The 18,127-nt window shown below is 42.7% G+C and carries 11 protein-coding genes and 1 pseudogene; 10 read left to right on the top strand and 2 right to left on the bottom strand.

Annotated elements, in window-relative coordinates; translation table 11 throughout:
* Positions 1 to 95: 95 nt before the first annotated feature.
* The 3 genes from DB398_RS11705 to DB398_RS11695 all read left to right on the top strand — a co-directional run bounded on the left by DB398_RS11705 (position 96) and on the right by DB398_RS11695 (position 1,669).
* On the top strand, positions 96 to 704 hold the full coding sequence (locus DB398_RS11705) for a type IV toxin-antitoxin system AbiEi family antitoxin domain-containing protein (RefSeq protein ID WP_108424571.1): 609 nt from the start codon (positions 96 to 98) through the stop codon (positions 702 to 704).
* 195 nt (positions 705 to 899) lie between these two features.
* Positions 900 to 1,130, top strand: a complete 231-nt coding sequence (locus DB398_RS11700) for a nucleotidyl transferase AbiEii/AbiGii toxin family protein (RefSeq protein ID WP_108424570.1) — start codon at positions 900 to 902, stop codon at positions 1,128 to 1,130.
* Positions 1,131 to 1,243: 113 nt separating this feature from the next.
* Positions 1,244 to 1,669 carry a nucleotidyl transferase AbiEii/AbiGii toxin family protein gene (locus tag DB398_RS11695; RefSeq protein WP_108424569.1) on the top strand — a complete coding sequence of 142 codons (426 nt, stop codon included), beginning with the start codon at positions 1,244 to 1,246 and terminating at the stop codon, positions 1,667 to 1,669.
* A 124-nt stretch (positions 1,670 to 1,793) separates the two neighbouring features.
* Here the strand turns inward: DB398_RS11695 and DB398_RS11690 are convergent, their stop codons facing one another.
* A complete protein-coding gene (locus DB398_RS11690; protein ID WP_108424568.1) occupies positions 1,794 to 2,429 on the bottom strand; it encodes a hypothetical protein in 636 nt (211 codons plus the stop codon).
* Positions 2,419 to 3,087, bottom strand: coding sequence for a DNA-processing protein DprA (locus tag DB398_RS11685; protein ID WP_108424567.1), 669 nt, complete (start codon positions 3,085 to 3,087; stop codon positions 2,419 to 2,421). The genes DB398_RS11690 and DB398_RS11685 overlap by 11 nt, the downstream gene beginning before the upstream one ends.
* A gap of 329 nt (positions 3,088 to 3,416) precedes the next feature.
* Between DB398_RS11685 and DB398_RS11680 the strand changes: the two genes are divergently transcribed.
* The 7 genes and pseudogenes from DB398_RS11680 to DB398_RS11655 all read left to right on the top strand — a co-directional run bounded on the left by DB398_RS11680 (position 3,417) and on the right by DB398_RS11655 (position 18,123).
* Entirely contained in the window at positions 3,417 to 6,185 is a 2,769-nt protein-coding gene (locus DB398_RS11680) for a substrate-binding domain-containing protein (RefSeq protein WP_313777790.1), read from the top strand.
* 230 nt (positions 6,186 to 6,415) lie between these two features.
* A pseudogene (locus DB398_RS18360) lies at positions 6,416 to 7,774 on the top strand (sugar porter family MFS transporter); the annotation flags it as partial.
* Positions 7,769 to 9,304 carry a glycoside hydrolase family 32 protein gene (locus DB398_RS18355; RefSeq protein WP_262497744.1) on the top strand — a complete coding sequence of 512 codons (1,536 nt, stop codon included), beginning with the start codon at positions 7,769 to 7,771 and terminating at the stop codon, positions 9,302 to 9,304. The pseudogene DB398_RS18360 and the gene DB398_RS18355, both read left to right, overlap by 6 nt.
* A complete protein-coding gene (locus tag DB398_RS11670; RefSeq protein WP_108424564.1) occupies positions 9,294 to 11,513 on the top strand; it encodes a glycoside hydrolase family 32 protein in 2,220 nt (739 codons plus the stop codon). The genes DB398_RS18355 and DB398_RS11670 overlap by 11 nt, the downstream gene beginning before the upstream one ends.
* Before the next feature lie 74 nt (positions 11,514 to 11,587).
* Positions 11,588 to 14,662 carry a SusC/RagA family TonB-linked outer membrane protein gene (locus DB398_RS11665; protein ID WP_108424563.1) on the top strand — a complete coding sequence of 1,025 codons (3,075 nt, stop codon included), beginning with the start codon at positions 11,588 to 11,590 and terminating at the stop codon, positions 14,660 to 14,662.
* A 4-nt stretch (positions 14,663 to 14,666) separates the two neighbouring features.
* Positions 14,667 to 16,367 (top strand): RagB/SusD family nutrient uptake outer membrane protein, encoded by a 1,701-nt coding sequence (locus DB398_RS11660; protein ID WP_108424562.1) that lies wholly within the window; start codon positions 14,667 to 14,669, stop codon positions 16,365 to 16,367.
* 25 nt (positions 16,368 to 16,392) lie between these two features.
* Positions 16,393 to 18,123, top strand: a complete 1,731-nt coding sequence (locus tag DB398_RS11655; protein WP_108424561.1) for a DUF4960 domain-containing protein — start codon at positions 16,393 to 16,395, stop codon at positions 18,121 to 18,123.
* The last annotated feature ends 4 nt before the right edge of the window (positions 18,124 to 18,127 follow it).

The raw sequence follows: 18,127 nt of genomic DNA, 5'->3' as shown, positions 1-18,127 counted from the left end.
TCATCTTGAGCCAATTTTTGAAATGAATACCCTGTATTTACCAATCGTGTAACGATAGACCCTAATTTATGAGGTTCTTTGTAACATAAAAAGTAATGGCAAAAAGTACGTACATATCAGAAAATCTCAATGTAGGACACATCGCTTTATTGAAATATTTGGAAGACCATGAAATACTTTTCATCAATTTGAGGGATCTTGCTGCCCAATTGCCCGTGAGTTTGGGGAGCAATGTGAACGAGTTGGTGGAAAACCTCTATCAAAAGGGATTGTTGAGCCGAATAGAACGTGGCACATACGCCAAGCCCAATTACTCCAATGTGAACGTTTTGGCGACCTTCATCAACCCAGGTGGGACAATTGCCTATTGGTCAGCTTTGCACCACCATAATTTAACGGAGCGATTTCCATATACGGTTTTTGTAAAGACCGTTCACAGGAAAAGGGACACGAACAACTTAGGTTCCAAGGTAAAGTTTGTGACCGTAAAAGCAAGAAGGTATATTGGTACAATGGAGGAGGGGCACGGATCGAACAGTTTTTCGGTGACCGATAGGGAAATGACCATGTTTGATTGTTTCGATCAAACCCGTTACAGCGGAGACCTATCCGATTTGATCAGGGCACTTGAGAATGGAAAATGGATCAATAAGAAACTGATAGAGTATATGATGGGGTATGACAATACCGCCTTGACCAAATGACTTGGCTTTTTGGCGACTCTGTTCCATGCGGATAGCTTACAGGGTTTTATTGAATATGCCAAGAAGCAAGCAAACTAAAAATATAGCTTATTGGATGCTGGAGGCCTGGAACAAGGAGAGTTTGTAAATGAGTGGAAGTTTAGATTGAACATTGATAGGGAAAATCTACTGCAAATGGTAAAAACTGAGTATTAAATGATTCTTCAAAAGGAAATCATACTGAGATCGGAAGAATGGAAGGTGCCACCGGATACAGAGGACAAGGATTATGTTTTGGGACATTTTCTATCGGTCTTTTTTGAAGCCTATAAGGACCATCTGGTCTTCAAGGGCGGTACATGCCTACGTAAATGCTATATTGATAATTATTGCTTTTCCGAGGATTTGGATTTCACGGCAAGGGATAAAGCTTTTGTGTTGGAATAGGAAATCCTTGGGAGCATAGCCAAGACCACCACGGATCGAATAGGAATCCTGTTCAGTGTAGGTGAAATTTCCCAATTGGTCTTTAATGACAAGCCCAAGGGTTTCAGGTCCCAATTAAATATTGGGGGGCAAACCATTCCAAAAATCAACGGCCACCTTCTCCAAAACGTTGGCATAACAAAATTAAATTGGAGATCAGTATCGATGAGGTACTCCTTCAGGCAACTGAAACATTGGATATAATGCACCTATATTCCGATGGGCTGAATGGTGAAGAACAATACCCATGTTATAGTATTGATGAAGTGGTGGCTGAGAAGTTAAGGGCCTTGAAGCAACGTTCATACACCGCACCAAGGGATTTTTATGATCTGTACCATCTGACCCAAGAATTTTCCGAACGGGATTGGAAAAGGATCACCCCAATTTTCCTAATTAAAATGGAACACAAAAAGTTACCATATAACTCCCCTTCGGATTTAGTGGATGAAGCTAAGATTACCAATGTGAAGCGAGCCTGGAAATCGAGTGTGGCTTAAATTCCCATTATTAACCCCCATAAAAGGATTGCATGAGTCTCTGTAATGACTATAAATTCAAACCACTTAAACTAAGAACAACCAAGTATTTTTTATTTGTTAAATATGAAAATAAAAAACCTTGTTAATTGGGCAAGACAATGCTGTCCTGGTCTGGATTATAAACCATTATTTGGTGAGAAGGTTTAACTATTTCATCCAAGGTGGTTATGAACCCGCGTGTTCTCATTGCTGCAAAAACCAAAACCTCAGCATTTGGATAAGTTTCTTTTAACCTTCTTGCACAAGCACATGAAGTTCTGCCAAGTGTGAAAACATCGTCCATCAATATTATTTTTTCAACAAAAGCCTCTGGAGGGGTACACATTAGACTATCATAATGTGTGTTGCAGGATGGACGGCTTTCAGCGGTGTAGAAATTGCTTGATTTTGGAACAGGATTGATTCTTTCAATCAAATTCTGAACCGTACTGCCAAAACCTGAATTTACTAAGTGTTCCGACAAAATTCTAGTTGGCCAATGAGCACCTTCAACCATTGGAGTACTTCTAGGTGCTGGGACCAATACTGGGTTGCTATTGAACATTTGGGAAATTGGGTGTTCTTGTGGCAATTCAGACATATAATATATCAGTCGTTCAATTACCCGGGCATTCCCCGACTTTATATTACCACATATTCTCTTTGAGAGTTGTGCAGTCTCATTGGTGCCCCGACTCGCAAATTCCAGCATTGTGGCAAATGGAATTTCAAAAGGCATCCTCAAATTTTGAGGTCAAGTATGGAATGTGGGTAAAAATCTCATTCACATTTTCCCTGGAAAGAACTTGGGCTCCATAATCCAACATTTCCTTGGCCCATGAAACATTTGAGTCTTGTATAACATTTTCCAAAATATACAACTCGCGTCCCAAACGAAGGGCTTCCCAGCCTTGGTGTCGGGTACCACTTTTATCAGTGGCCTCAATGATGATCGTTGCATCGGATATCAATGCCATGGTCCTATTCCTAATTGGAAAATTCTTTGGTTGTGTTGGAAAACCTTCCGGAAACTGGGAGATGGCCAAATGCTCTTTTTTGATTTTATCCAAAAGTGTTGCATTTTCCTTTGGATAAGGGATATTTAGAGGTGTTCCCAAAACCGCAATGGTCCGTCCACCTGAATCGATTGCAGTTTGATGGGCCATAGTATCAATTCCTTTTGCCAATCCACTTACTACTATGATATCGTGCTTGACCAAGGTTTTTGATATGATCTTTGCTCTTTGTAAGCCTTCCTTTGAAGCTGCTCTTGAACCTACAACGGAAACCCTTCTTTTCTCATAGAGCAAATCTTCATCCCCACCAAAGAACAATTTTTCAGGGAAATGCTTCTTTTCGGCATCTGTCAATAGTTGAAAATAGGTTTCAATGCCCATTGGTAGTTATTGTATTAGGTACAACAAGGTACAAAATTAAAGAAAAATATTATTGCCCTATTTTTAGACGGATTTAGACTATATGGAAGACCGGATGGTTGAGACCACTATAAACGGAAAATTTGAGCCACCCAGTATTTGGCTTTAGTGGTTTGAAAGCCAGATTTTTGTGTTAGTTTCGAGGTGCTCAATTATAGCCGGCGAGTGTGGTTTACTATGTCCGGCGTTTCCATCCATGCTTCATTTTTCGTTTTTTCTGTTTACGAATGAGGCAAGAACCATGGTTTGCCGATATTATCGGTTATCAAACTTTAGTTAATTTTACTTATATGACATTTACGATGAATTTGAACAAGAATATAGGATTCAGGCTACTCCTTTGTTTCTTTGGTATTCTTTGTTGTTCCTGTGTAAATACTGATAAAACCGATGCCATCCGGGTGGGATTCTCCCAATGTATCAGTGACCATGAATGGCGAAGGGCTATGAACCATAGCATGGAGGTAGAGGCTTCATTGCAGAATAATGTGGAACTCACCATTTTCCCATCCAATTATAATACTGATAAACAGATTGAGGATATCAATCAAATGATCGATGAGGGATATGATGCCATCATTGTCTCTCCATTGGAGCCCAATTCCATTGTTCCAGTAATAGAGAGGGCGTATAACTCAGGAATCCCAGTGGTATTGATCGATCGTAAGGTCAATACCGATAGGTTCTCCACTTTTGTGGGGGGGGATAATCTGGAAGTAGGGCGCGATGTTGGCAATTATATAGTCTCTGCGGCCGACGGACCGACCAATATTGTTGAAATTAAAGGTAGTGATAATTCGTCCCCGGTCATTGAAAGAAGTTTGGGCTTTCATCAAGTTGTTGACAGCAACCGGAACATTGATCTTTTGATGAGTATCAAGGGAAATATTGATGGGACACCGAAGGATAGATTTTCAAAAGTTTTGGATTCTTTGGGGAGCGAAGGGATTGACTATGTATATGCATTCAACGACCTAATGGCCTATCAGGCATGGCGGGTAGCACGACAAAAGGGTATGGAAGGTCAAATCAAGTTTATCGGTGTTGATGGACTAAACGGTGATGAGGGAGGAATAAACTTGGTTCGCACTGGAATTTTGGAAGCCTCGATATTGTATCCCACAGGGGGATCAGAAGCCCTACAATTGGCCATAAAACTTGTACATGGGGAGGAAGTTGACAAAGAAAATCTTCTCGGTACCACGGTAATCAACCGTAGGAATGCCGATATCATGAAAAACCAATTTGATAAGATCAATGACCAACAGGCCGATCTTGAAAAACAGACCGCAGCGATAAAAGAACAAGAAAAACGCTATTATGCACAAAGTAAATTATTGCAGATTACATTGGTTTTATTTGGGGTCGTACTGATTCTTGCCCTTTATAGCATTTATTCAATTTTTACCATTAGAAAAAAGAATCGGCAATTGGAGGTCATCAATCAAAAAATTACGGTACAGAGAAACCAAATAGAGAAAATAGCCAAGGAGGTAAAAGAGAGCAATGAGGCCAAACTCAATTTCTTTACAGGACTATCACATGAATTCAAAACACCACTGACCCTGATCATGAGTGCAGTGGATTCCTTAGCGGATTCCATGGTGGACAAGCCTCGGGCCATGAATGAGCTGGAACTTATACATACCAACTCCAACCGATTGTTAAGGCTTATGAACAACCTGTTGGATTTCAGGAAAGCAGAGGATAAAACCTTCAATATTAGAGCTTCCATTACCAATATTTTTGTATTTACAAAAAATATCCATGCTGAATTTGCCCGAGAAGCCAAAAGAAGGGGCATCAAGTTTACCATTGATAGCAATAACAAGGACTTGGAACTTTTTATCGATCGGAATTTAATGGATAAAGTTTTCTTCAACCTCCTTTCCAATGCGTTCAAGTTTACACCGGACAATGGTTGGATTACCATACTCATCAAGGATAATGAAGAAGGCAATGATGTCACTATCCATATCAAGGATAACGGTATCGGAATCCCTGAAAAGGAGGTCAAGAACGTATTTGACCCCTTCTTTAAGGGGTCAAATAATAGGAAGAACAGTTCAGGGATCGGTTTACACCTCAGCAAACAGTTCATCGAACTTCATTTGGGAAAAATTGAGGTGAAGTCGCATAAAGGGACTGAATTCATTATTACACTGTTCAAAGGAAATACCCATTTTAATGAGGATCATATAATTGATTATTTGGATTTGGAGGAGTCGACGATTCCCGATTTCGCTTCGGAAGCCGTTTTTGGAAACCATGTCCCGGAAAATGTACTGGAATCGAACATGGAAAAGTATTCCATACTTATTGTTGAGGATAACAAAGAACTTTCGATGTTCCTTAGAAACAAGTTGATGGATGAGTACGATATTCTCATGTCCAATGGGACAGATGCCATTGAAAAGGCATTTGAATTTGTCCCGGATATCATATTATGCGATGTAAACTTGCCTGAAATGAGCGGATTTGAAATCTGCACCATTTTGAAGAATGATTTGAAGACCTCCCACATCCCAACCATCATCTTGACCGCTTTGGATAACAAGGAGTCCTATTTAAAGGGCCTTCAATCCGGGGCAGACCTATACCTGACCAAACCCTTTAGCTACACTATTTTGATCCAATCCATCAAATCCATGTTGTACAATCGGGAAAAGCTACGCTTATACTATACCAATAACTTTTATAAGATAGAGGGGACTGGAAATTATGGAAACCTGGAACAAAAATTCATCGATCAACTGAATCAGTGTATCATGGAAAATATTGATGACACCGAATTTTCCGTTGAGGCTTTGGCTGATAATCTCAATGTTTCAAGAGTCCAGTTATACCGAAAAGTCAAGGCAATTTTTGGGATCAGCATTAGTGACTATATCAGTGATATCCGATTGGATAAGGCCAAATCCATGTTGGAAAATACCTCCCTTCCCATTTCAGAGGTGGCCTATGCTTCCGGTTTTGCCAGCCCTAGTTATTTTTCCACTTCCTTTAAGAACAAATTCGGAAATTCCCCAGGAGCTTTTAGAAAATCATCCCAATCTTAAACGTTTTCCTTCCCAACTTTACCCCTAGATGTAACCTCTGTGCAAATTCTGGTTACAATTTCTAAAGTTTAAACCCCTTGTTAAAACTAATTTTTGATCAAAGTGCTGTAAATCAAAACAGTACAATAAAATAACCCTTTCTTAACAAAAACGTAAAAAACTGAAACATCAGTAATATCGATATCGTTTTATTGCGAATACATTAGCAAAAATGATATAGATAAATCGATATGAAAAAAATTTGGGTATGGGCCACCACGGCAGCTTTGGCAGGGTTCCTTTTTGGTTTTGATACAGTGGTCATTTCCGGGGCCGATAAAAAACTACAGGCGCTTTGGGGTTCATCTGATGTTTTCCATGGAATGGTCGTGATGGCCACTGCACTTTGGGGAACGATAATCGGAGCGATTTTTGGAGGTATACCCACCGATAGGATAGGACGTAAAAATACCCTGCTTTGGATAGGGGTATTGTACACCATCTCAGCACTGGGGTCTGCATTTGCAAATGACCCGTATATCTTTGCCATTTTCAGGCTGATTGGCGGTATAGGTGTTGGGGCCTCTACCATCGCAGCTCCGGCCTATATTTCCGAAATAGCTCCTCCAAAGGATCGGGGCAAACTTGTGGGCCTCTACCAATTTAATATCGTATTTGGGATTCTTATTGCATTCTTCTCCAATTTTTTATTGAATGGTATTGGAGAGAACGACTGGAGATGGATGATGGGTGTGGAGGCCATACCTGCGATAATTTACACCCTATTCGTGTTGAGTGTGCCCAAGAGCCCAAGATGGCTATTGTCAAAGTTTAGAACTAATGAGGCTCGCGAGGTACTTCAGCGTATTGATCCCGATAGGGATGCAGAGGCTCTGATGTTGAAAATCCAGGAGGATAAGGACAATAATGACAAATTTGAAACCATTTTTGACAAAAAATACAGGTTTCCCTTGATTTTGGCATTTCTCATAGCTCTTTTTAACCAACTATCGGGAATCAATGCCTTTTTATACTACGCTCCACGGATTTTTGAGGAAGCTGGACTCGGCGAAAGTACAGCCTTGTTGAGTAGTATTGGTATAGGCATCACCAATTTGGTATTCACTTTGTTGGGGGTCTATTTGATCGATAGGCTGGGCAGAAAACAATTGATGTATTTCGGTTCGGTGGGATATATTATATCATTGACTTTGGTTTCCTGTGCCTTTTTTCTAGAATGGACAGGCCTTGCGGTGCCCATTTTCCTTTTTCTCTTTATTGCCTCACATGCCATTGGTCAGGGGGCGGTCATTTGGGTATTTATCTCTGAGATATTTCCCAATCACCTAAGAAGTTCAGGGCAATCTTTTGGGAGTTCTGTCCATTGGGTACTCGCAGCAATCATTCCATCACTTATCCCAGTATTGTTCTCCATGGTTGGAGCAGGGGCCGTATTTGCCTTTTTTGCTTTTATGATGGTGCTACAACTGCTTTTTGTAGCCTTTATTATGCCAGAGACAAAAGGGGTTTCCCTCGAAGAATCAAGCCAGAAATTAATAACCAAACAAAAAAAATCAATGACAAAAAAAGCGAAATACATCTCCATGATCCTAGTGTTGCTCATCGGCAGTTGTAAGAAAGTCCAAAAAGACCAAAATGAGCTTGTGACCTTAAACCAAGAAAACGAAAAAGAAAAAACAGTGGAAAAATATCGCCCCCAGTTTCATTTTACCCCAGAAGAAAATTGGATGAACGATCCCAATGGCCTCGTATACCATAATGGATATTACCACCTTTTTTATCAGCATTATCCCGATGATACGGTTTGGGGGCCCATGCACTGGGGCCATGCAAGGAGTAAGGACCTACTCGATTGGGAGCATCTGCCCATTGCGCTATATCCGGATAGTCTGGGTTACATATTTTCAGGAAGCGCGGTCGTGGACAAAAATAATACCGCGGGCTTTGGAAAAAATGCCATGGTCGCCATTTTCACGTACCATGACCCCGAAAAGGAAAGCAATGGAAGTGATATTTATCAGACTCAAGGTATCGCCTATAGTACCGATAGCGGTGAAACATGGAAAAAGTATGCAGGGAATCCGGTCGTCCAGAACCCCGGTATCAAGGATTTTAGGGATCCCAAAGTATTCTGGAACGAAGAAAAGGCCAAATGGCAAATGGTCTTGGCAGCCAAGGACCATATCCAATTCTATGAATCGGAAGATCTAAAGGATTGGTCTTTGAAAAGCAAATTTGGGTTTGATGACAATCCACCACTTGGTGTTTGGGAATGCCCGGATCTTTTTAAACTGAAAGTAGAAGGAACTGATGAGGAAAAATGGGTGCTCATAGTCAGCCATGGAGGGGAAAGTGCACCGAATGGTGGGTCCGGGACCCGTTACTTCATAGGGGACTATGATGGGGCCACGTTTACAACCGACCAAAAGAAAAGCCAATGGCTCGATTATGGCACCGATAATTATGCAGGCGTTACATATAACAATACTCCGGACCAAAAACGTATCCTGATCGGATGGATGAGCAACTGGAACTATGCCACAAAGACACCGACTGAGAAATGGCGTTCTGCCATGACCCTGCCCAGGGAACTGGAATTGGTGAAAAACGGGGAAGGGTACCTGCTCAAGAGTCAATTGATCGAGACCTTTAAAAAAGAAATTTCTCCAGTACCTGCTGATAGGATCAGCGGTAGCTTTCCTACGGATTTTACTTTTGGAAATCTGTCCGCGAGCTTCATTTCCCTTGAGGCGACCTTCAAGGATTCATTACAACTTGAATTGTCCAATCCAAGTGGGGATAGCTATGTTATAAAATATGAAAAGAGCACCGGAATATTTTCTGTGGATAGGGGACAGACAGGTAGTTCGGAATTCAGTGAACAATATAAGGAGACATCCCATCAAAAAATGGCTATTGGGAGTCGTGACAAGTTGTCCTTACAGTTGGCCATAGATGCTTCTTCCATTGAAATATTCATCAATGATGGTGAATACGTCATGACCACACAGGTATTTCCTAACCATGGGTTCTCAGAATTCAAAGTCGTCAACCCTGAAAGTATGTCCTTGGACAAATTCACATTGAGTGAAGTAAATACATCGAAAAATGAAGAGTAAGATCACCCAACTGTTAAGCATTGCATTTACCCTGTTCTCCATATCAGGATGCATTTCCTGTAGTAAGGATGAAACAAAGCCGGTACCGGATCCGGATCCAGATCCAGTGAACGAGTTACGGGAGGTATACGAATTTAAGCTGGATGAGACTTCTGGAACGGACACCAAGGAAGTCCATACCCGAAATTCTTTCGGGATCGAGGGAAACCATATTAGCCGAATGGCAGGGGTAAAGGGGCAAAGCCTATTTTTTGACGGCCTGTCCAATCAAGTCGTGGGTGAACTGCCCACAAACCCAATGCCCAACAAAAATTTGGTCGTATCGGTCTGGGCCGCACCCAAATCATACCCAGTGGGTACAGCGGGAATTTTGGCAATGACATCACAGGGAGCCAATTCAGGACTGAGTTTGGCCATCAATAAGTTCGGTCAAATTGTAGTCAAATACCATATCAATGGGGTGGCACAGGAACAGGTCACTACGGAAAGTCTAGATAGGAACGAATGGAACCATGTAGTGGTCGGGCTCAGTGCAGAAAAGACCTATTTGATTATTTATTTGAACAATGTGGCCCTTAAAACCGTGGTTGTCCCTTCAGGTGAGATATCATGGGCAGCCACTACTATCCCTGTAAAAATCGGTAAGAACACCAATGGTGAAAAGATGGGAATATATGATGTGGATTATTTTTCTGGGAGCATAGATGAGATAAAGGTTTATGCAGGGGAGGCCACACAACAAAATGTGGCCCAAATTGCGAATGGCTATTCAGCGCCCAATCAGGTCAACTTTAGTTATGACATCGATTATTCGGGGGATACCAACAGAACTAAATACCACCCTATTCCAGATTATGGCTGGGCCAATGAATCCTATGGATTGGTGTACCAAGGAAATGCCTATCATATGTTCTATCAGAAAAACGATGTTTTTTTGGGTATAGCCCAACAAAACTGGGGACATCTGATTAGTCCTGACCTAATACATTGGGAAGAAGAGAATGCCGTCCTCTGGCCAACCGAAGGCTGGGACCATCATGGTATATGGTCCGGATGCTCTGTTATTCTCGAGAACGACACACCGGCTGTAGTATATACAGGGGTGGATGGGGTTAAGGCGGGAATGGGAACCGCCACTTCCCTGGATAATTACCAAACCTTGATCAAAAATGTGGACAATCCGGTTATTCCAAGGGCTCCTTCTGATGTGGATATGGATTTTCGTGATCCATTCGTATGGCATAAGGATGGAAAATACCATATGGTGATAGGTAGTGGAATATCCACCATTGGGGCAAATGTAGTTTACTACAGTAGTACGGATTTTGAAAACTGGATCTATGGTGGCATCGCTTACCAGGGACAGAAAAATGAAGGGGATGGCCAGTTTTGGGAAATGCCCGTACGCTATGAATTTCCCAACGGAAAGGAAATGTTATTGGTCCAAAAAACCCCGGACAATACACCTGCAGTAACCACTTACTGGATCGGGAATTTTGTGGATGGGAAATTTATCCCAGATTTTGAGGAGGCAAAAAAATTAGAGGTTGTCAATGGGTTTCTATCCCCTACGGTCACCACCGACAATGCTGGCAACATTACGGCCATTGGAATTATCCCGGACGAAGTAAGTCCGCAATTTCAAATGGAGCAGGGATGGGCCAATTTGTTCAGCTTGCCACAGGTTTGGACCTTGAACGCCGCAGGCGATATCATCATAAGCCCACATCCTGACTTGACAGGACTTAGGGGAGAACAGCAACAGTTCAATGGTATTGCCCTTACGGATGGTGACACCGATTATTTGAACGGCTATACAGGACGTCATTTTGAAATGTCCGCCACAATAGAAACCGGGGATGCCGATTTAATCGGATTCATTTTGGGCAAAACTCCTGACAATGAGGAGTTGTATAAGGTGTACTATGACATGGTCAGCCAAGAATGGGTAGTGGATGCCTCCAAGGCCTCCTTAGACCAAAGGGTAAGGAAGGATGTGCGGAAAGGTGACTATACCATTGAACCTGGATCGACCATCAATCTCAGGGTTTTTGTGGATGGGTCCGTAATGGAGGTCTTCATAGATGACAAATCCCATTTTACAGGACGCTTTTTCCCGACTTCAGTGAATGCCAACGGTGTAGACCTTTTTGTTACAGGAGGAACTGCGACAGCAAACGTGACAATCTATAATATCATTGATAATTAACCAATTCATTGGCCTATGGAATAACAAACATGATAAACTGAAATTAACTGAAATCAAACTAAAATTTTAACTAAATGAATAAACTAATTTATATATGTCTGATGTTCACTGTTGGGCTTTCATTTGCCCAAGAAGTGGCTGTCAATGGCAAGGTCACTTCAGAAAGTGATGGATTGCCGCTTCTGGGTGCCACGGTGTTGGTCCGAGGGACGAACAGAGGTACCCAAACCGATTTTGACGGGAATTACCAGATAGACGCCAACTATGGGGAAACCCTTGTTGTATCCTATGTTGGTTTTAAGTCCGTGGAAATAGCTGTGGCCCAAGGGGCAAATTATGACGCAATACTTCAGGAAGATACTTTTCAGTTGGATGCCGTTGTGATCACGGGATACACCACGGAAAAAAAGAAGGATATCACAGGTGCGATCTCCGTGGTCGATGTGGATGAACTCAATACAGTATCCACGCCCAATGTAATATCAAAGTTGCAATCCAGGGTCCCTGGACTTAATTTAACGTCATCAGGTGTCCCAGGGGGTAATGACACCCAAATTTCCATACGTGGTCTGACCTCCGTTTTTGGAGGAACTGGCCCGTTGTGGGTAATTGACGGTGTACAGACCAATAACCCGGCAGGATTGAACCCTAATGATGTGGAGAGCATTCAAATCCTAAAGGATGCTGCTTCTGCGGGGATTTATGGAACAGAGGCTGCAAGGGGGGTAATTGTAGTAACAACCAAACAGGCGAAAAGCGGAACGAGTAGATTGACCTTGGATTCTAGGGTCACCCTGAACACGATTCGGGAGAATTTCAACGTGTTGAACGCCCAGGATTGGCTGGATGTGAGGTATGCGGCCCAGGGCGGTGTGCCTGTCGTGGCCGGTAGTCTCATATACACCCCGGGAACACCCTTGCCAGAATTCTTGGATGCCAACAATAATTTAAGGGTCTCCGATACGGATTGGGTGGATGTCATCACAGGTAATTCAATTTCTACTACAACCGATTTGGGATATTCCTATGCCTCTGATAAGTTTAAGGTATTCTCCGGGTTCGGACACGCAAAAGATGATGGTATCATCTCACATACTTTTTATGAAAGAATCACATTAAGACTCAACTCCAGTGTCAATCTTTTCAAGAATAGATTGACCATCGGAGAGAATTTAACGGTTGCAAACTTTAGGGAAGTGAGGTCAAATTCCATGGAAGATGCCCTATTACAAAACCCTTTGATTCCAGTTTATGGTGAAGATGGAACTTACGGAGGGCCAACTGGAGCTGGTTTGCAGGATAAATGGAATCCCTTGGCCATCCTATACATCAACAAGGACAATGTCCAAAAAACATGGCGAACCTTTGGAAATATATATGCCGATATCAATATTTTGGATGGGTTGACCTTTTCTTCCAAGTTTAATTTTGACCATAACAGCTATAAGTATGATGAACAAACGGCCTCCTTCAACCAAAATGGAAGCATTCTGGGAAATATATTTATTGAGGATGGCCTAAATTATCAGCGCTTCGCAAGAAACAGAAATGTTTCCGACACCTACATTTTTACAAATTTGTTACGGTTCAACAAGGATTTTGGCAACCATACCGTCAACGCCTTTGCGGGACATGAAACCTATGAAAGAGATCAGGACAATGACTTTAAAAGGATTCAGGTGCCCATGGGAACCAAGGTGGATTTCGAGAATATCGATCAGTATGATATCATTGCCGATAATTCCCTGTTGGATGCATATGGCATCGGGGCCGATAGTAAACGTGAGTCCATGTTCGCCAAAGTATCCTATGATTATTCGGACAAATATTATGCATCCGCAAGTGTCCGAAGGGATGGAAGCTCAAGATTTGGTCGGAACAATAGATATGGGGTCTTCCCAACGGCATCTGTTGGTTGGACCTTGTCCAATGAAAACTTTTTGAACGAATCAAATGTTTTTAACAATTTAAAATTAAGGGCTTCTTGGGGAGGTAATGGAAATGCGGATATTCTGGAATATGCACAGTATTCGATTTACCAAACCGCGGTGGAAAACAGTAATTATGATCTCTCAGGTGGTGGAAATGGGGGCATCTCCATTGGGGTCTCGCCTAATCAAGTAGGTAATCCTGATCTTAAATGGGAGCAGTCCTATCAAACCAATATCGGATTGGATGCCAACCTGTTCGACAATAGCATCAACTTGGTGGTCGATGTCTATGAAAAAACCACATCGGACCTTTTGTTGCAAACCATTCAACCCTCCGTACTTGGTGAAGCTGGGAGTACCCTCTTCTTTAATGCCGGTGACATGGTCAACCGGGGATTGGACATCTTGCTCGGTTATTCATCGAGTCCTATTCATGATTTTAAATTTGGGGTTGACCTAACTTTTTCTGCCTATAAAAATGAGATCACAAGTATCAGTAATTCCGAGAATTTCATTTTACAGGGCGTCTCATATACGGGTGTCGGACATCCCATAGGTTCTTATTTCGGATATGTGGCCGATGGGATTTTCAGGACTCCCGAGGAAGTGGCGGTACATGCCGAACAAACTGGAAAGGCACTTGGGAACATTCGGTACAGAGATCTTAATGGTGATGGGGTCATTGATCAGGATGACAGGACTATAATTGGTAATCCACATCCGGATTTTACCTATGGGATTAATCTTTCCGCATCCTACAAACGATGGGATTTCAGTCTATTCTTTGATGGAAGACAAGGGAACGACATGTACAATGCCCAAAGGGAATTGTTGGATTTTCCATATTTCGGTTTCAACCATGGGTTGAATACCTTGGATGCCTGGTCCCCAAGCAATGCAAATTCGACCATTCCGGCCTTGAGCACGACAGATTCCAATGATCAAAAAAGACCATCGACCTATTTTGTGGAAGATGGGTCTTTCTTTAGACTCAAGAATATCAACCTTGCTTACAATTTTGATCCTGAAACGACCAGCAAACTGGGCATAAAAATGGCAAGGGTCTATATCCAGGCTGAAAATTTGATCAACATAACACCCTTCACGGGATTTGATTATGAGGTGCCCGGATTGAGCAGGACCGGTATCGGAATTGCCGGTATGGGTGTCTATCCGCATACGAAAACTTTTAGTCTCGGGTTTAATCTACAATTCTAAAAAGATGAAAAAAAATATAAGAATACTAATGATGTCCATAGCCATCCTGTCTTTGGCATCATGTTCGGAAGATTATTTGGATGTAAGTCCTGAGAATGTAATATCTGAGGATAACCTTGATCTGGAGCAGTTGGTTGTAAGTGCATACAGTACCTTGGATTATCGGTACAATACAGGCGAAACTAGAGATAATTGGCCATTTGACCATGCACCATCAAACTGGTGCTTCTCAGATATCAGAAGTGGCGATGCTTACAAAGGCGGTGGTGGTGTCGGGGACAATCCAGGAGGGGGAATGCACGCCCTGGAAATCCATCAAGTGTTTCCTTCATCGGAAAACGTATATAACCTTTGGAGAGCCATTTATTTTGGAATTTTTAGGATCAATAGCGCAATGACCACCATTGCGAATGCCTCTGATTTTCCCAATGCAGAGGTAAGATTGGCCGAATTACGTGTACTCAGGGCCCATTTCTATTTTGAGGCCATGAAAAACTTTGGGTCATTTGTCTATTTGGACGAAAACACCCCTGTTGAAGAGGTACCTAATATTGAGAACTCGTTCGATGAGGATTTTCTATGGGGTAAAATTGAGGAAGACCTCAACGCAGCGATCCCTGTGTTGCCTGAAACACAACCTGACCTGGGAAGAGTCAATAAATTAGTTGCCCATGCCTATCTGGCCAAGGCAAAATTATTCCGAGGACAGTGGCAACAAGTGATCACGAACGCCAATATCGTATTGGCGGGACCCTATGGATTGGTAGATGATATCGAAAAGCTATATTCCACACCGGGATATGCCAACGAGGAGAATGTCTTTGCGATTCAATATTCGATCAATGATGGTTCAGAATTTGGCAACCTGGATTTCGGCAATCTTTTGAACTCTCCGGATTCACCCGCTGACGATACCAATCATCCCTATCTCAATGGTGATGACTTTGACAAACCCTCCCAGAATATAGTGAACGCGTTTAAAGTTGATGATGTCGGACTTCCCTTATTGGATACCTATAACAATTCAGATTTGGATCCCAGGGATATTACCACTCCTGTGGACCCGAGGTTGGACCATTCCATTGGAAGGCCGGGAATCACATGGAAAAAATGGGAAGGTATGCCTATGCAGGACAATTGGAACAGGGACGTTGCCACCTACGGCTATTATGTAAGGAAGAAGAACCAAATCGACCCTTATTCGGATTTAAGGTCCTCGGGCGGGTTTCCCTGGGCCAAGGGAGCTCTGGATTGGCCTCTGATAAAAATAAGTGATGTCATGCTCTGGAAAGCCGAGGCCGCTATTGAACTCAATGATGTGGAGACGGGAATGACCATTATCAACCAAATCCGGACTAGGGCAAAGAACTCACCCAGGGTCTATGATTTTAACGATCCGAGCAACCCGGCCGCTAATTACTCCATTGAACTTTACCCCACAACGGGAGTGGTACAGGCATATGCCCGAAAGGCCCTCCGTATGGAGCGACGGCTGGAACTGCATAATGAGGGACACCATTTTTATGATTTGGTCAGGTGGGGCATCGCTCCAAGCTGGATCAATGACTATATGCTTGCCGAAAGCGGTAAAAGACCCTATTACAGCGGTGCTTCCTTTACAGAAGGAAGGGATGAATTCCTTCCCATTCCCCAAATAGAAATTGATGCATCAGGAGGTGTCTATTCACAGCGTTCAGGGTATTAACAGTTAACCAATTAAAACAACACAGATGAAAAATCATTCAAATTATATCAAAAGAAGTCTCCTATTCTTTCTAGGAGTGTTATTGACGGTAACTTTGGGCTGTAATGATGACATTACCTTCGAGGATAATGTGCCCGATTACACCAGTGCAATAATCCGATCTCTCGAAATCAATGGACAGGCCGCTGCAATAAACCATACAACGGGAACCATTACTTTGACCTTGGCTGCCGGTATGGACATCAGTAACCTCGCCGTTGAATTGTCCGTGCCAGACGGTGCCACAGTGGATCCATCTTCAGGCAGTACCGTTGATTTTTCAGGTGGGCCGGTTGTATTCACCGTCACAAACAATGGAGCGTCCCGTCCATACACCGTAACCATTAGCGCCTATGGGGACCCCATGATCACCACGTTTTCCATTGGAGAAAATGAAGGGGTCATCGATCAGGAAAACGGGAGCATAATGGTCAATGTGGGCAGTGAGGAAAACATAAAGGCTTTGGTGCCACAGTATACCATTCCGGGAGGGACAACCGCTTCTCCTCAATCAGGTGTGGCACAGGATTTTAGCAATCCGGTCAAATTTACTGTTTTGTCAAATGATGGCTTTACGGGCAAATCCTACTTTGTAACGGTAAGCCAATCGCCTAAGCCATTGATTACTAGCATTAAAACAGGTGAGGATGTTTGTAGTGTGACAGGCGTCATTGATAATGTTGCTTCAGTGATCAATTTGGATTTTCCTGCAGGTACGGATATTTCTGCGATTACCCCGATAATCGAATTGACCGAAGGGTCAAGTGTTTCTCCTGATTCTGGCGTATCACAGGATTTTACCTCGGGACCATTAGACTATACGGTGACCAATGTGGAAGGGTTGACAAAAACCTATACGGTCAATGCAAGAATAATTGCCTCGTCCAATAAGATTGCTTTTATAAGTGGGGCAGATTGTTTGGAAAGTATATCGGAACCCGATACTAAGGCAGCTGCTCTTTGGCTAAAGGCGAACTATGCAGAGGATTTTGTCTATTTAAAAGCTGGTTCATTGACCAGTACCGACCTAGAAAGTACAGAATTGATCCTTCTGTATTGGGACAATGTTGATACACAGGAAATGCCTGATGGTGGATTGGCACCTGAAAAGGTGGATATCATTACAGATTACTACAAAGGTGGTGGGAATTTGATTGTTGAAGGATTTGCAATTAATCTACTGGACGATATCGGCCGAATAAATATTGGCGGAACCTTGTTTACCAATGAAGGAGGTAATACCAGTGTTGTCGGAGGGGAAAACTTCGATGCATGGGGATTGAGGGGCACCTATACGGTACCCAGTCCATCTGAATCCCAGAACCATCCACTCTTGGCTGGCTTGGATCAAGGAGGTACGGATAATTACCCTATGAACAATGCGAGGTACAAGGAGGATAGGAATTTTGGAATCGATTTTGGTGTGGGCGAATATAACGGTTTGTTCACGGAGGCCCAATGCAGCGAAGAAAGAGCCTTGGAATTTGAAGCTGCGACCAATAGCGTTTTGATCAGGTGGTATGAATGGTTGGATTCAAGAGGATGTGGTATCGGCCTTGCCGAGTTTAAGCCCCAAGGGGAGTACCAAGGGACCATGATCTTGAATACCGGTGGCTGGCTGGAATGGAGTATGGAAGATAATAATGGGGCGGTTAACGATTTCCAGGACAATATCCATCGTTTACATGCAAATGCAATTGATTACCTACTAAATTAAGAGA

The organism is Flagellimonas amoyensis, assembly GCF_003058265.1.
Lineage (GTDB): Bacteria > Bacteroidota > Bacteroidia > Flavobacteriales > Flavobacteriaceae > Flagellimonas > Flagellimonas amoyensis.
Note: the sequence above shows the minus strand (reverse complement) of the source record. Positions and strands in the feature narration are given on the sequence as shown.

Excerpts from the sequence above, each read along its gene's own strand:
- DB398_RS11705 (WP_108424571.1), top strand. The coding sequence starts at position 96 with ATGGCAAAAAGTACGTACATATCAGAAAATCTCAATGTAGGACACATC.
- DB398_RS11700 (WP_108424570.1), top strand. The coding sequence starts at position 900 with ATGATTCTTCAAAAGGAAATCATACTGAGATCGGAAGAATGGAAGGTG.
- DB398_RS11690 (WP_108424568.1), bottom strand. The coding sequence starts at position 2,429 with ATGCCTTTTGAAATTCCATTTGCCACAATGCTGGAATTTGCGAGTCGG.
- DB398_RS11685 (WP_108424567.1), bottom strand. The coding sequence starts at position 3,087 with ATGGGCATTGAAACCTATTTTCAACTATTGACAGATGCCGAAAAGAAG.
- DB398_RS11680 (WP_313777790.1), top strand. The coding sequence starts at position 3,417 with ATGACATTTACGATGAATTTGAACAAGAATATAGGATTCAGGCTACTC.
- DB398_RS18355 (WP_262497744.1), top strand. The coding sequence starts at position 7,769 with ATGATCCTAGTGTTGCTCATCGGCAGTTGTAAGAAAGTCCAAAAAGAC.
- DB398_RS11670 (WP_108424564.1), top strand. The coding sequence starts at position 9,294 with ATGAAGAGTAAGATCACCCAACTGTTAAGCATTGCATTTACCCTGTTC.
- DB398_RS11665 (WP_108424563.1), top strand. The coding sequence starts at position 11,588 with ATGAATAAACTAATTTATATATGTCTGATGTTCACTGTTGGGCTTTCA.
- DB398_RS11660 (WP_108424562.1), top strand. The coding sequence starts at position 14,667 with ATGAAAAAAAATATAAGAATACTAATGATGTCCATAGCCATCCTGTCT.
- DB398_RS11655 (WP_108424561.1), top strand. The coding sequence starts at position 16,393 with ATGAAAAATCATTCAAATTATATCAAAAGAAGTCTCCTATTCTTTCTA.